Source organism: Micromonospora sp. NPDC005173, assembly GCF_040608515.1.
Lineage (GTDB): Bacteria > Actinomycetota > Actinomycetes > Mycobacteriales > Micromonosporaceae > Micromonospora.
Genome location: NZ_JBEXIK010000004.1, coordinates 323,269 through 338,534 on the forward strand (window position 1 = coordinate 323,269; position 15,266 = coordinate 338,534).

Sequence of the window (15,266 nt, forward strand, 5' to 3'; positions counted from 1 at the left end):
CTCAGCTCCGCGGGATACCGCGACGCCTCGGCAGCACCACAACCAGGCCGATACCGAGCACGAGCACCGCGCTCGACCAGAGCAGCAGCAGCGCCGTCACGCCTCCCTCGCCCGTGGTCGGCAGCGACCCGTCGCCTCCGCCGTCGCCTTCGCCCTCGTCGTCGGTCGCGGCCCGCGACTTCACCGTGAACTTGGCGACGATCGACGTCGCCTCCGGGCCGGTCATCGGGTCGGCGCCCGCGTTGCACTCGGTGTCGACCTGGGCGTGGTCGAAGACGATGTTGGTGACCGTCAGCGAGACCAGCCCCGGCTGCGAGGTGGTGTAGGTCCCGGTCAGCGTCGCGCCGGGCAGGGCGGCGTAGGCGCCGATCGCGCCGTACGCCGGGCCCGTCAGGTTCACCGTGCCGCTGCCCGCCCCGCCGACCTTGACGGTCGCCTTGGGCACCAGATCGCCGGCGCCGACCGCCACCGGTCCGCTCTTCGGCCCGGCCGAGAACTTCAGGCTCACCGTCACCTTGGCACCCCGCCCGGGGTTGCTGGGCGACATGCTCAGCGTGTGCGTGGCGGTCCACGCCGAGAGGCTGCTCAGCGTCTTGCAGTTCAGCTTCACGCTCTTCGGGCCGAACGGCTGGGCCGGCGTGTCGACCTCGTCGGTTGCCGTCGGCGGCGGGTCGTCCGTCGCGGACGGCGGAAGCGACGGCGACGGCGACGCGGACGGCGACGGCGTAGCGGAGGCGGACGGGCTCGGCGGTGGGGTCGCGGTGCCGGTACCACCGACGGTGAAGCTCTCCACGATGGAGGTCAGCGCCGGTGCGGCCTTGTGGTCGCGGTCCCCGGCCGCCGAGCAGTGCGTCGTCGCCGAGGCATTGGCGAAGGTGACCCGCCCGACGGTGAGCGTCGCCGCTCCGGCGGCGGCGGCGAAGTAGGTGCCGGTCGCGGTGATCGGGCCGAGCGGTTCCGCCGGGGCGACGGCCCGCGCCGGGTACGAGGACATGCGCAGCGTCGCGCTGCCGGAGAGGGAGCCGCCCAGGGCCAGCGTGACGTTCACCGGAACGTCACCGGCGTTCAGCCCCACCGGCCCGTTGTCGGGGCCGGCCTGCGCCGTGAGCGTGACGGTCACCGTGTCGCCGACCTTCGGCGCGGCCGGCGACTGGGTCAGGGTGAAGGTGTCCTGCCAGACCGTCGGCGAGCTGCCGGCACCGGCGTCGTTGAAGTAGAGCCGGCAGCCCAGCGTCGCGGCCGTGGGACCGACCGCCGCGGCCGGCGGCGTCGCCCGGGCGGGGACCGTCGCCGGGATCGTGAGGAGCAGCAGCGGCGCCAGGACAAGGGCGAGCGCCGCCGCCCGGACGGGGAAACGACGTCGGGTCATGTGGACCTCCGGTTCCGGTAGGGCATCAGCACGAGCAGGCCGATGCAGAGCAACAGCAGGCCGGAGCCGACCAGCACGGTGACGGCGTACCGGTCTGGGCCGGCGCTCACCGGGTTGGCGTTGACCAACGTTGGGGCCGACGTACCGGCGGCGACCGCCGGACTGGTCGAGGGTGATGTCGTGGCTGCCGGCGTGGCCGACGGTGCCGCGGACGTGGGTGGGGTTGCCGATGAGGGCTTCTGCGCCGGCTTCTTGCCGAACGTCAACGCCACCGAGACCTTGTTGGCCTCGACCTGGTCGGCGTTGCCGCTCGTGGGCAGGATCTGCGCCGCGACCACGCACTCCCGCTTGGTGCAGTCGAACGCGCCGAACTTCTGGGCAAGCTTCAGGGTGACCGTGGGCAGCTTCCCGCTGGCGTCGGCGTTGACGAACGCGGCGCCGCCGGCGAGGTTGCAGTCGGTCGGGCCCTTGAAGCCGGCGACGCACTGGCCGACGGCAATCTGCTTCAGGTTCGGGGTGAAGCCCGAACCGTTGACGACGACCTGCTGCTTGTCCGCCAGCCCGGTGGTCGCGCTGACGGTGAGGGTCGGCGCGGCGAACGCGGCCGGGGGTGCCACCACGACCGCGAGGCCGCTGCTGGTGGCGAACAGGACGGCGAGCGTGAGCGCCCGGCGGCGGAAGGTTCGCACGGCGATCTCCTGACAGGTTCGGCGCAGGCCGGCACGGGCAAGGGCGGGTGTCGAAGTCCTCGGTCGAGCCGAGGCGGAGTCCAGGCGATGTCCGGCAAGGCGGAGGTTCGTTCGGATACCGGTGTTGTATCCGGGCGGACCTCCAACGCCGCCGGGCGTCGCCTGGGCCCGCCGCAGGCCGGCCAGGGGCTTTGACACTCGCCCCAGGGGCGGGGCGGGGCGGGCAGGGCTCACGACGGCACCGCCGCACGCTGGGCGGGCGCGCCGGAGCGGTTGACGGCGGCGTGGTCGGTACCGAGGTAGGAGCGGACCACGTCGGGGTGGCTGCGGACCTCCTGCGGGGTGCCGTCGGCGATGATTTGGCCGCCGTCCATGGCGACCAGCCGGTCGGCGAGCCGGGCGAGCAGCGGCAGGTCGTGCTCGATGATGACCATGGTGACCCCGAGCTCGTCGTGGACCCGGCGCAGCACCTCGCCCAGCGCGACGCCGTCGGCCTGGGACACCCCCGACGAGGGCTCGTCGAGCAGCAGCAGCGCCGGCTCCAGCGCCAGCAGGCAGGTGATCTCGACGATCCGTCGGGTACCGGTGGACAGCTCCCCGACCAACCGGTCGGCGAGCGGGGCCAGACCCATGAGCGTGACGAGTTCCTCGGCCCGGCGGCGCTTGGCCCGGTCCGGGCCGGTGGCACCGAGAGCCGCCGCGACGAGGCTGGTCGGCGCGGTGCGCTCGCCGGCCACCATGACGGTCTCCAGCACCGTCATGGTGGCGAAGAGCCGGGCGTCCTGGAACGAGCGCACCAGCCCGAGACCGGCCCGCCGCTGCGGCGACAGCCCGGTGACCGGGCGGCCGGCGAACAGGACCGCGCCCCGGTCCGGGCGGGTGAAGCCGGCGATGATCTCGAACAGGGTGGTCTTGCCGGCCCCGTTCGGGCCGATGATGCCGACCACCTCGCCGGCGTCGACGTCGAGGCTGGCCCCGGCGACGGCCCGCACGCCGCCGTAGGAGCGGGCCACCCCGCGCACCGAGAGCAGCGGCTCGCCGGTCACCGCCGGTCGCAGCGGGACGGTGCGCGGCGGCAGCGTGATCGAGCCACCCGATCCGGCGGCGGCCGGCGGCGGCCCGGCCACGGATTCGGCCACCTGATCGGCAGCGGACGGTGCCGGTGCGCCGCGGCCGCGGGCGATCAGCGCGGCGAACCGGTCCCGCAGCCACAGCACCGGCCCGCCGAGCCCGGCCGGCAGCGCGATCACCACGACCAGCCAGACCAGGGTCAGTGCGGCCTGGCCGATGATGTCCAGCTCCAGGAATCCGGGCACGCCGACGATCAGGAACGCCCCGAGCAGCGGGCCGCCCAGTAGCGTGATCCCGCCGACCACCACGGTGGCGACGACGTCGATGCTGGCCGAGGCGGGGAACGTGTTCACGGTGAGCTGGGTCTGCCCGTGGCCGATCACTGCCCCGCCGAGACCGGCCAGCGCACCCGCGACCGCGTACGCCTGCAGGACCCGCAGCGGCACCGCGACGGTGAACGCCCGGGCGGCGTCGGCGTTGTCGCGCAGCGCCACCAGGATCCGCCCGAAGGCACCGGTGCGCAGGTTGGCGGTGACCCACAGGCCGAGCAGCAGCACCACCAGCGCGAACAGGTAGTAGTCGGTGGCCAGGTCGAAGGTGTGGCCGAGGATGCGCGGCTTGGGTACCTGCGCACCGTCGCCGAGCAGCCAGCCCTGTCGCAGCAGGAACGCGCTGGTGGCCAGCGCGAAGGCGAGCGTCGTGACGGCGAGGGCGAGCCCGCGCAGGCGCAGCGCCGGCACTCCGACCGCGACTGCGGCCAGCGCTGCCGCCGCGCAGCCGGCGAGGATCCCGAGGAACAGGTTGCCGGTCCGCACGGAGACCTGCACCGACACCGCGGCGCCGATGCCGGCGAACGCGAACTGGCCCAGGGACAGCTCGCCGGCCACGCCGGTGACCAGCCCGATCGACAGGCCGACCAGGGTGAAGCCGATGATCGCGATGAGCACCGAGGCGCTCTCGTTGCTGATCACGAAGGCCAGCACGGCGGCGATGGCGAAGCCCACGCCGGCGACGACCCGGCCCAGGTTGCGCAGCAGCCAGACCCGCTGGTAGGCGGCGGGCAGCGCCGGTGCGCCGATCCGGCCCCAGCCGCCGTCCTCGCCGTCGCGGCGCGCGCGGACCGGCTGGGCGAGCAGCGCGACCAGGATGACCGCGACGAGGGCCAGCTCAACGAGACCGCCGCTGGACCGACCGGACAGCAGGATCTGCTCCCCCACCCCAATGCCCAGCGAGGCGCCGAACGCGATCGGGACGGAGGAGAACCGGGCGATCACCGCGCCGGCGAGGCCCCGCACCAGCAGGGCCGGGCCGAGCGACTCGATCGACTGGGTGCCTTGAGTCGGCGCCACGAGGATCGCCGAGAAGGCGGCGACGGCGCCGGCGATCGACCAGGCCAGGGTCGCCATCCGGGCCGCGGTGACGCCGTTGAGGGTGGCCGCGTCGGGGGCGTCGGCGGCGGCCCGGATCGCCAGCCCGAACCGGCTGCGCTTGAGAAACATGGCGAGCCCGACCAGCAGCACCGGCGTGAACAGCAGCATCGCGGTGAACGCCGGGCCGACCGGGGTGTTGCCGACGGTGAACGACGGCATGCCGGGCGGCGTCGGGAATGTTGGGCCGCTGGCCCCCGAGCTGTTCACCAGCAGGGCGAGCACGAGCACGAACTGGGACAGCCCGAGGGTGGCGATCATGCCGATCACCCGAGGCCGGTGCCGCAGCCGGCGGACCACGCTCAGCTCGATCGCGCCGGAGATCGCGGCGGCGGCGAGCATCCCGGCCGGCAGGGCGAGCCAGTACGGCAGCACGCCGTCACCGACCAGCCGGCCGAGCACGGCGGCGCCGAACACCCCGACCGCGCCGTGTGCGAAGTTGACGAACCGGCTGGACCGGTAGACCAGTACCAGCCCGACCGCCAGCAGTCCGTACGTGAGGCCGGTGAACAGGCCCAGCACGATGCGGTCCGGGCCGAAGTCGAATCCGTCGATCACCGGATCACCGCCCCGGCCGCCGGAGCGGCCTCCGGCGCGGGCGCGCCGCCCTGTGCCTGGGGCGCGGGCTCGGCGTCCTCGGCCGGCGCGTGGCCGCCGAGCATCAGGGCCCGGACCAGGTCCGGCCGACCGGCCAGTTCGCCCGCGGTGTGCTCGGCGACCATCGCACCCTTCTCCATGAAATAGATCCGGTCGGCCAGCGACAGCGCCACATTGACCGACTGCTCCACCACCAGCAGCGAGGTGCCCAGCGCGTTGAGCCGGCGCAGCATCTCCAGCAGGCCGCCGACGACGACCGGGGCCAGGCCGAGCGACAGCTCGTCGACCAGCAGCATCCGGGGGCGTTGGATCAGCGTCTTGGCGAGCACGAGCAGTTGGCGCTCACCGCCCGACAGGGTGGCGGCGACCTGGTCCCGCCGCTCGTAGAGGCGGGGGAAGACGGCGAACGCCCCGTCGACCCCCCGGTGCACGGCGTCGCTGCGCCGACCCAGCGCGTAGCCGTGCATGCGCAGGTTCTCGGTGACGGTGAGCGAGCCGAACACCGCCTGGCCAACCACCGTGGACATTCCGAGCTCGATCCGGCGGGGTGCGGTCAGCGCAGTCACGTCGACCCCGCCGAGCCGGACCACCCCGGCGGCGGGGCGGTGCAGCCCGGAGAGCACCCGCAGCAACGTGGTCTTGCCGACCCCGTTCGGGCCGCAGATCGCGACCAGCTCGCCGTCGTCGACGCGTACGGCCGCGTCGTAGAGCACCTGGACCGGACCGTACGCCGCGTCGATTCCGGAGCAGGAGAGAGCGGCGGGACGCGCGCCGCTGTGCCGTAGCCGGGCGACCTCCGCCTCGTCGGCGAGCACCCGGGCCAACCGCTCGGCGTCGGCCGCGGCGGTGCGCCGGAGCCGCCGGGCGTAGCCGGCGCCGACCAGCACCGCCGCCGCGGCCACCGCGAACGCCGGACCGGCACCGTATCGGGCATTGAGCAGGGCGAGCAGACCGGCGCCGGCCAGGCCACCGGCCAGGGACAGCACCGACGCCGCCGCCGCGAACGCGGGGCGGGCGTCCGGATGGAGCACCTCGGCGGCGACGCGCTCGCCCGCGACGGCGAGCGCGACCAGCGCACCAACGGCGACGGCGAGGCCCGATGCGAACAGCACGACGCCGACCGCGGCGGGGGCGTCCCCGACGAGCAGCGCACCGGCGGCGACGAGCAGCCCGGCCGGGGCTGCGGCGACGGCGAGGCGCAGCGGCCGCTCGCCGCGCAGCAGCACCGCAAGCGCGGCTCCGGCGAGCAGCGCGTCGCCGACCACACCGACGGCGCCGCGCGAACCGAGGCCGAACCCGGCGCGCAGCACGTCGGCGGCGAAGACCAGCACGCCGGGCACGACCAGGCCGAGGCCGGCCTGGGCCAGCACGGCGGTACGCGCGGTGGGCGGGCGGGTGGCGTTGTCGAACAGAGTGCGCAGCGCCGGTGGCCAGCCGACATCGCCCGGCAGTTCCGCGGCGGTCACGCCGGCCAGTACGCCGAGCGCCGCGAGGACGCCCGCCGCCCAGTGGTATCCGGACCCGCTGCCGGTGCCAGCGGCGAGCAGCGCGGCCAGGCCGAGCCCGTTCAGCAGCCCCACGTGCCAGTACCGCAGGGTGGCCGTCGCGGCGGCGACCGCGCGGCCGGCCACCACCAGGACCGCCCAGGGCAGCCCGAGCGCGGTGAGCGCGAACAGCCCCGGCACCGGGGCCGCGACGGTGACCACCAGCAGCAGCGCGGCGCCCACCCCGGCGCCGGCGAGCAGCGCGGCCCGTACCGGATGGCGGTGCGGTACCCGCTGAACGACCGCGACGGTCGCGGCCGCGCCGACCACCGCAGCGGCGATCACTGCGGCCAGCACGCTGGTCAGGTCGACACCGAGACCCCGGGCGAGTCCTGCGGCGCCGAGCAGCGGCACCCCGGTCAGGAGGCCGCCGGCCGTACCCGCGCCCCAGCCCGCGCTCCGGGAACGCCATGCCCCCGCACCGTCGCGGGCGATGCCCGGCGGGACGCTGGGGCGGGTGTCTTCATCGGGTCGCAAAGGACACGTCCTCCCCGCGGTAGGTGAAGCAGGCGCAGCCGCTGTCGTAGCCGAACGCCCGGTAGCCGTTCGAGGCGGCGAACCGGCCCGCGCCGAGCCGCCCGGAGAATCCGGTCGCCGGCTGGAACGGGATGTCGAGCCGGCCCACGGCCGCCAGCCACCGGTGCGCGTTGAGGTCCGCGCCGAGGTCCTTCGCGCCGGCCTGCAGCAGCAGGACCGCGTCGCAGTACGGGAAGGCCACGCGCGCGTTCTCGCGGGTGCCGAACGACTCACCCCCCGTGGCGAAGATGCCCAGGCAGGTGCGTTCGGCGTCGGTGGCGGGGAAGGCGTACTCCCGGTCGGCGACGTCCTGGCTGGGGTTGAAGCCGATGCCCACCGCCCCGGTCAGCGCCTCGCGCGGGATGATGTCCGGGTTGCCGATCAGGAAGCTGGGATTGTCGTAGCTGGAGATGCCGTACCGGGCGGTGAAGCCCTGCGCGGTGGCCGAGGTGAGGAAGAAGGAGGCCAGCCGGGTCCCGCCGAGGAAGAAGACCCGCTCGACGCGCTTGGCCCGCAGGTCGACGGCGGCCTGGTTGAGCCCCGTGTTGAGGGTGCCCAGGTCGGTGCTGTCGATCCAGGCCGGGGTCGGGGTGATTCCCCGCTGCTTCAGGTACGGCACCACGTGCTGCTCGTACATCGCCCGGTTGGCCGGTGCGTCCACCGCGACGATGCCCACCTGCCCGGCCCCGTCGAAGAAGCCCTGCGCGGCCAGCGCCGGCAGGTACGCGCGCACGAAGTCGTCGTACGCGGGGTAGGCCGGGGCGAACAGGTACGGCGCGAGCCTCTCGTTCGTCGCCTGGTCGATGGTGATCAGGGTGGCGTCCAGCACCAGGGTGTGCCGCTGTGCGTAGCAGGGGCGGGCGTTGGCCTGCAACTGACCGGTGAGCACGACCGCGAACGCCCGGTCGTCCTGGGTGATCTGGTTGCAGAGCTTCTCCTCGGCGGCCGGTGAGTCGTCGCTCGCCTCGTAGTTGCGGAAGATCGCCCGCATCCGCCGGCCGTCGATGCCGCCGTTGGCGTTGACGTGGCTCTCCAGCGCCCGCATCTGGCGCACCGGGTCGCCGGCCGAGGCGGTGTTGAACCCGGTCAGGTTCGCCGTCTTGGTCAGGTCGGTGCCGACGAACACGACGGTGACCGCGTCGGCGGTGACGCCGGGCCCGACGCCGGTGCCGTCGGCGCCGCCCACGCCGGGCAGCACCACGCCGCAGCCGACGAAGGCGAGCAGCGCGGCGACGGTGGCGACGGCCGCCCGTACCGTCAGGCTCCGGTCCCGGTCGATGGCGTGGATGCCAGGATCGCGGCTCATCGAGGGCTCCCGAGGTAGGTGTCGAGGGCGGCCAGATCGATCACGGCGGCGGCGGTCTGGTTGCCGCCGCGTGCTCCGGCCGGCGTGGCCGCGCCCGGGCGCGCGGCGAGCACCGCGTCGAGGGCGGCGAGGTCGATGACCGCGGCCCCCTCGGCGCTGGATCCGTTTGGCAGTCCGGCGTCGCCGAGCAGGTCCCGCAGCGCGGCGACGCTCAGGTGGGCGCCGGCTCGCCGACGTAGCTGACCGGCACCGGGAGCGTCGTCGAAGACGAGGTACGCCCCGAGCGAGCCGACCCGCACGACGGACGGCAGCAGCGTGCCGGCCGGGGCGGCGGCCATCGCGGGCAGCGGCGGGCGGTTGCGGCGGTTAGCGATGCGGCGGGCGACGCCCACGACGATCAGCGCCCCGCCGAGCAGGTGCACCACGAACAGACCCCACGGGTACGTCCGGAGCGTCACCTCGGCCGGGCCGAACCCGCCCAGGTCGGCCTGCACGGTGTACCGGCCGAACGCGGCGAACGGGGTGATGACGGGCACCCGGTAGGTGTGCGTCTCGCCCGGCCGGATGTCGCCGGTACCGGGCGTGCTGACCCGGTCGCCGCCGCCGTCCCGGCCGACTCGGACGTTGAGGGGCGGGTTGGGCAGCGGCTGTGGCCCGGGGTTGTGCACGGTGTAGACGAGGGTCCGGGTCGCCGCCGCGCCGAACAGGCTCCGCCAGCCCGGCCGGCCGACGATCCTCGCCTCGACCAGGTCGAGCCGGACCGGGACGGCCGAGACCGTGGGGGTGTCCCCCATGGCGTGCCCGGTGAGTTCCAGCGGCGCGTCGGCCTGGCCGCGCGCGGCGCCGCCGACCAGCGTGGCGTGCACGACGCACGGGCAGGGCACTGGCGGGGTGCCGAGCACGAGCTGCACCGCGAAGGTGCCGTCCGGGCGCACCGGAACGGCCAGGGCCGCCCGCGTGTCGCAGGAGGCCGAACCGGCGATGGCAAGCTGCCCGCAGGTGACGAGTTGGACCAGCGCGCCGCCGGGCCAGCCGGTGCCGGTCACCCCGAGCCGGTCGCCCGGTGCCGCCGCCGGGGCGGCGAGGGTGAGTCCCTCGGCCGCCCACGCCGGGCCGGTGGGCAGTGCCAGCCCGGCGGTCAGCACGCACACGACGGCGGTCAGGGTGCGCGCGATCCTCGTCATCCGACCTCCGCATGCGCGCGGACGCGCCGGACGCCCCGGGGGCGGGCCACCTGGGTGCGGCGGCGCCTGCGCCAGGCCAGGACCCCGGCGGCGATCAGCGCGGCGAGTGCGGCGAGGCCGGTCCAGGAGACCACGACGGTACGGGTGGTCCGTACCGTCAGCACGCCACCGTCGGCCTTCGCCGTCACGGTGGCGGTGACGACGTCGACCGGCCACAGCCCGGTGAACTGGGCACGCATCCGCGACTCGGCGCCCGGAACCAGGTCGAGCTGTGGGGTGGCGCCACGTTGGCGGATCTGATGTCCGAACATGCCGGAGGCGGTGACCGTGATGGTGGGGGCGAGGCGCAGGTTGCCGGTGTTGGCCAGGGTGTATTCCAGGGCACCGTCGACCGGTGTGGGCAGCCACGGCGTCGGGTGCGTCAGGTCCAGATCGGCGAGGTTGAGGCCGGGCACCCCCGGCCCGGCGACGCGCAGGTAGATGCGGGCGCCGACGGCCCGCTGCACCGCGACGGCGACGCCGTTGCTCTCGCTCCGGCCGCCCGGGACGGACTCCATCGCGACAATGCCGCCGACGTGGTCGCCGGGGCTGGCGTTCGTCGGGATGGTGATGGCGAACGGGATGTCGGCCTGCGCCTTGGGCGGGATCACCACGGTGCCGGCGCCGACCGCCGTCCAGATCCCGACGTCCGACTGCTTCTCGTTGAGCTGGCGCAGCGCGAACCCGCCGTCGCGTGCGGTGTTGTAGGCGTCCGCGCCGTACACGGTGAAGGTGCGCTCGGTGTCGGTGCGGTTGATCACCCGCACCGAGTCGGTGAGGGTCCGGCCGGCGGGTGACTCGAGGAAGAAGTAGAGCCGGGGGGTGGGCCCGGCGTTGGCCGGCGGGGTGGGCACGACCGCCCATTCGCCGTTGTCCGCCGCGGCGGCCGGCCCGACCGGGACGACGGTCAGCGCGACGGCGGCGACAGTGGCGGCGAGGGCCGCCGCACCGGTGCGGAGGCGACGTGGCCAGAGGGGGTGACGCACGCGGTTCCACCCTTCGACTGCTCGGTGTGGGGGCGGCCGGCTCAGCCGACCGCCCCACCTCGAGGCGGTCCTCAGCTCAGGGTGAGCGTGAGGGTCGCAGCGTAGGTACCGGCGAGTTGGTTCGCCGGCACGGAGAGGGTCAGCCCGGCCGAGGCGTCGAAGCTGCCGCCCGTACCGGTGGCGCTGGTCGGCGCGGAGCAGAGCGTCGCCGCGTCGACCGTGCCCGGGGTACCGGCCACCGCGGTGACCGCGTTGGTCGCGCCGGCGGTGCCGACGCAGGCCGGTGTCCAGGACAGGTTGTTCTTGGCGATGGTTCCGCCCGGGGTGCCGGTGAAGTCGGTGACCGTGCCGACGAGGCTCCACCCGAAGGTGCTGCCCCGGTAGTCGGTCACCGTGACGGGCGACAGGTTGCCCGTCGCCGTCTGGACGCTGCCGCCGACGGTGACGCCGGAGAACGCGATGTTGCCGGTGCCGGCGGCGCGAGCCATCGACAGGTTTCCGGCGGTCACGGTCTCCGACAGGTTGTACGACAGGGTGCAGTTGCCGGTCGTGGCCGAGCCGGTCTTGGCAGTGCACGAGTCAGCCGACCCCGTCCAGGCGGAGATCGCGAACAGGGCGCCGGACTGCGCGCCGATGTACGCGGTGCTGCCGTCGGTGACGGTGTAGGTGGCGTTGATCCCACCGGTGGCGCCGGCCGTGGCCGTCGTTGCCGGGTCGCTTGTCGCGGGCGGCGGCGGGGCGCCGGTGAACGCCTTGTAGCCGCGGATCGTGACCGTGCTGCCCGGGTTCCAGTTGGTGCCGGTGACCGTCACCACGGTGCCGGAGCCGCCACCGCTGGGGGTGATCGCGATGCTCGGCGAGCCGAGGATCGTGATCGGGACGGAGACCGTGTTGGTCCCGTCCGAGACCGCCAGGGTACGTGCCCCCGTGGTGGCGCCGCTGGGCACCGTGAGCGTGCCGGTGCCGGCGCCGGCGGCGTCGGTCGTGCCGGTGCCGGAGCCTTCGGGCGTTCCGGCGCCGTCGGGCGCGCGCAGTGTTGCGGTCAGGGCGGTGGACGGCGCGAGACCGGTCACCGCGTAGTTGATGACGTTGCCGGCCCGGGCATGCCCGGGCACGGTCTGGCCGGTCACCGAGGTGACCGAGACCGTGCCGCCGAAGACGGTGAAACTCTCCACGATGGGTGTCGGGACCGGTGCTGCCTTGTGGTCCCGGTCGCCCTCCGCCGAGCAGTACGTCTTGGCGATCGGGTTGTTGAGGATCACCCGGTTGACGGTCAGCGTCGCGGCTCCCGTCGCTCCGGCCACGTAGGTGCCGGTGGCGGTGATCGGGCCGGTTGGGGTGTTGCCGGGAATCGGACCGGCCGGGTAGTTGGGCTGGGTGAGAGTGACCGGGCCACTCTGCGAGCCACCCAGCGCCGCCTCCACCACGATCGGCACGTCACCGGGGTTGATCGCGACCGGGCCGTTGTTCGGACCGGTCGCCGCGGTGAAGGTCACCGTCACGGTCTGCCCCGGGCTCGGCGTCGCCGGCGTCTGGGTGAGCCCGAACGAGTCGGCCCAGTTGCTCGGCGAGCTGCCGGTACCGGCGTCGTTGAAGTACAGCCGGCATCCCAGGTTGCCCGGGGTGGGGCCGTACGCCTGCGCGGGGGACACGCAGACCGCGGTCGCGGCGGCGGCCAAAGCCGCCACGCCCACCGCTGTAGCCGTAGTTCTGAGCAATCCCATTGCGGTCCCGCTCTCCTTCCTGTGGGGAACGGTGCACCCCTGGCCGCTGTTTCGCTGATGGAAACACCGGTTTCCAAAATTGGATAGGTTCATAAAGGCAGCCGGCTCGCCCTCCTGTCAATAGCCCAACAGGCGATTTGACGCCGGCCGATTCGATCGACCCCGCGGACACCGCAGCGTCGTCGGCGGGCCCCGTGCGGCACGGTCTTGGCAGGGGGCCGGAGATGGGGCAGAGTGGGAAACAGCGTTTCCCTTTTGGAGGTCCAGGTGCGTTACGTGATCATCGGTTGCGGCAACGTCGGCATGGAGCTGGCCCGTCGCTGGGTCTCGGCCGGCCACTACGTGGTCGGCACCACCACCTCCCCCGAGCGGGTGCCCGAGCTGGCGCCCGTCTGCACCGAGGTGGCGGTCCTCCGTGGCAGCGACCGCGCGGCCGTCGAGGGGGCCACCCGGGACGCCGACGCGGTCGTGCTCACCGTGAGCCCGCGCATCGCCCGAGCCTTCGACGCCGACCAGCGCATCGCCGAGTACGCCGACACGCTCACCGCGTCCGCGCGCACCGCCGCCGCCGCGCACCCCCGGGTGGTCTTCACCAGTTCGGTGTCGGTCTACGGAGCCGGCCATGGCACGGTGGTCGACGAGGCCAACCCCGTCACCGACGACCCGGACGCCTCACCCCGCAACTTCATCGCCGCCGAGGCCGCCGTGCTGGCCACCCCGCGCGGCGCCGCGCTGCGGATCCCCGACGTGTACGGGCATCCACGCGACCTCGACTATCCGACCCGGGTGAAGCTGGCCCACGAGATGCTCGGCGGCAGCGTGCCGTTCTCGGCCGAGGCCCTGCACTATCGCATCGACTACCGCGACGTCGCCGCCGCGCTCGACTTCGTGGTGAGCCGCGACCTCACGGGCGTGTTCAACGCGGTACCGGACGCGGTCGTGCCGCAGACCAACCGGGCTGTCCTCGACGAGCTCTGCGCCGCCGGAGGCTGGCCCGCGCTGGCCTATCGGGGCGAGATCAGGACCCCGTTCGTGCCGATCAGCTCCGGCAAGCTGCGCGCGGAGGGCTTCGCCTTCGCACACTGAACCGGCCCGGCTCAGATGTCCGCCGTGGACAGTCAGACCGAGACCGGCTCAGCTCGCGGTCCGCGCGAGGCGACGCCCGACCAGCCGGCCGAAGGCCATGGCCGGCGTCAGGCACATGCCGGAGCAGAAGGCGTTGCCATTGACGGCGGCGGAGCCGATCACCTCACCGACGGCGTACAGGCCGGGGATCGTCGTGCCGTCCGCGCGGCGGACCCGCAGCATCTCGTCCACGTCCAGGCCGGCGAACGTGATCAGGGTGACCGGATGGTTCTCCAGCGCGTAGAACGGCGGCTCGACGATCGGCGCCGGCAGGTACGCCCGGCCGAAGTCGGCATCTCGGCCGTCGGCGACGAAACCGTTGTAGCGGGCCACCGTGGCCGAAAGCCCCGCCGGGTCGATGCCGGCCAGCCCAGCGAGCTCCGCCAGCCCGGGCGCCCGGTGCACGCCCCGGCGTCGGCCGCACTGGGCGTCCAGCTCGGCCGCGCTCCAGCCGTGCACCATCGGGTACGACTCGCGCAAGGCGTGGGCGTCGAAGACCGTCCAGAAGGTCATCCGGTCGACCGTGGTCAGCACCCGCTCCTTGTGGTCGATGCTGGGCTCATCCTCGGCGATCCAGCGCCGCCCGGCCCGGTCGACGTAGATCTCCCAGGGCGGCCGCTCCGGCGCCACCAGGTGCGGCCGGTGCACCCAGTCGACCCGAAGGTCGCCGTCGATCGGGGGCAGCCCGCCGAAGGTGGGGATGTAGCGGCCCAGGCCTTGCAGGCCGGCGCCGACCGACCGGCCCATGAGCAGGCCGTCGCCGGTCGAGGTGGGCGCCGCCGAGGTGGTCAGCGGGGCGCCCTCCAGCTCGGCGAAGAGCTCCGGCGCGTACCCGAATCCGCCGGTGGCGAGCACCACAGCGGGCGCCCGCCACCGCGTGCCGTCGTCCGCGGCGACCCCGACCACCGCGCCGCCCTCGGTCAGCAGCTCGGTGACGCGTACCCCGCAGCGCAGGTCGATGCGGCCGGTGGCCCGATGTGCGTCGAGCATCGGGCGCAGCGCGGCCAGGATCGCCGGACCGCCGGGGACGGTGGTGGCGTGGACGGTTCGCGGCGTGCGGTACGGCTCGTGCCCGTACACGATGCGGGGGGTACCCGGATCGACGGCGAGCCCGGCGGCGAGCAGCCACTCCAGCACCGCCGGCTGTTCGCGCAACGTCAGCCGGGTCAGGTCGGCCCGCGCGGCGCCTCGGCTGATCCGCCAGACGTCGTCGAAGTGCCGCTCGGGGTCATCGCTGATGCCCCGCGCATGCTGCAGCGAGAAACCGCCGGCGGACAGGTGCCCGCCCGAGTACGGCAGGGCGCCCCCGACGTCCGACGCCTTCTCCAGCAGCAGCACGGCGCCGCCCGCGTCGGCGGCGGCGATGGCACAGGCCAGACCACCCGGCCCGGCGCCCACAACGATCGTGGTCGGCACGCCCACCTCCGGCACTCCAGTCGCGTTTCCATGGAAGTAACAGTGTTTCCATTAGATCCGTGAGCCGTCAACCGCCCTGGGCGAACCGTTCGGCAACGATCACCGCCCGCCGAAAACTCTGCACAATTGCGACTTTCGGCGAATGTCCTCGTCGTACAGTCACAGAGGCAGTCCAGCCTGGCGCCTGCGTCTCGCGAGCACCGGCGGCGCCGATCACCAATCGACAAACTGAACGCGTCCGACGCAGTGGCGGGACGCCTCCCCCGCAGCAAA

10 protein-coding genes are annotated in these 15,266 nt (G+C 74.0%); 1 reads left to right on the forward strand and 9 read right to left on the reverse strand.

Annotated elements, in window-relative coordinates; translation table 11 throughout:
• Position 1: 1 nt before the first annotated feature.
• From ABZV00_RS08540 to ABZV00_RS08575, 8 genes are all read right to left on the reverse strand, one after another.
• Positions 2 to 1,369 (reverse strand): hypothetical protein, encoded by a 1,368-nt coding sequence (locus tag ABZV00_RS08540; protein ID WP_355603072.1) that lies wholly within the window; start codon positions 1,367 to 1,369, stop codon positions 2 to 4.
• Complete coding sequence (locus tag ABZV00_RS08545; RefSeq protein WP_355603074.1) at positions 1,366 to 2,058, reverse strand: neocarzinostatin apoprotein domain-containing protein; 693 nt, start codon at positions 2,056 to 2,058, stop codon at positions 1,366 to 1,368. Before ABZV00_RS08545 ends, ABZV00_RS08540 begins: the two co-directional genes overlap by 4 nt.
• A 230-nt stretch (positions 2,059 to 2,288) precedes the next feature.
• Positions 2,289 to 5,114, reverse strand: a complete 2,826-nt coding sequence (locus ABZV00_RS08550; protein WP_355603076.1) for an ATP-binding cassette domain-containing protein — start codon at positions 5,112 to 5,114, stop codon at positions 2,289 to 2,291.
• Positions 5,111 to 7,174 carry an ATP-binding cassette domain-containing protein gene (locus tag ABZV00_RS08555; RefSeq protein ID WP_355603078.1) on the reverse strand — a complete coding sequence of 688 codons (2,064 nt, stop codon included), beginning with the start codon at positions 7,172 to 7,174 and terminating at the stop codon, positions 5,111 to 5,113. The genes ABZV00_RS08550 and ABZV00_RS08555 overlap by 4 nt, the downstream gene beginning before the upstream one ends.
• Complete coding sequence (locus ABZV00_RS08560; protein WP_355603080.1) at positions 7,161 to 8,519, reverse strand: hypothetical protein; 1,359 nt, start codon at positions 8,517 to 8,519, stop codon at positions 7,161 to 7,163. Before ABZV00_RS08560 ends, ABZV00_RS08555 begins: the two co-directional genes overlap by 14 nt.
• Complete coding sequence (locus tag ABZV00_RS08565; RefSeq protein ID WP_355603082.1) at positions 8,516 to 9,703, reverse strand: hypothetical protein; 1,188 nt, start codon at positions 9,701 to 9,703, stop codon at positions 8,516 to 8,518. Before ABZV00_RS08565 ends, ABZV00_RS08560 begins: the two co-directional genes overlap by 4 nt.
• A complete protein-coding gene (locus tag ABZV00_RS08570) occupies positions 9,700 to 10,728 on the reverse strand; it encodes a DUF916 domain-containing protein (protein WP_355603084.1) in 1,029 nt (342 codons plus the stop codon). The genes ABZV00_RS08565 and ABZV00_RS08570 overlap by 4 nt, the downstream gene beginning before the upstream one ends.
• 71 nt (positions 10,729 to 10,799) lie before the next feature.
• Entirely contained in the window at positions 10,800 to 12,416 is a 1,617-nt protein-coding gene (locus tag ABZV00_RS08575; protein WP_355603086.1) for a hypothetical protein, read from the reverse strand.
• Between the two features lie 303 nt (positions 12,417 to 12,719).
• Between ABZV00_RS08575 and ABZV00_RS08580 the strand changes: the two genes are divergently transcribed.
• On the forward strand, positions 12,720 to 13,538 hold the full coding sequence (locus ABZV00_RS08580; protein ID WP_355603088.1) for an NAD(P)-binding domain-containing protein: 819 nt from the start codon (positions 12,720 to 12,722) through the stop codon (positions 13,536 to 13,538).
• A 48-nt stretch (positions 13,539 to 13,586) separates the two neighbouring features.
• Here the strand turns inward: ABZV00_RS08580 and ABZV00_RS08585 are convergent, their stop codons facing one another.
• Positions 13,587 to 14,993 (reverse strand): FAD-dependent oxidoreductase, encoded by a 1,407-nt coding sequence (locus ABZV00_RS08585; protein WP_355603090.1) that lies wholly within the window; start codon positions 14,991 to 14,993, stop codon positions 13,587 to 13,589.
• Positions 14,994 to 15,266: the final 273 nt, after the last annotated feature.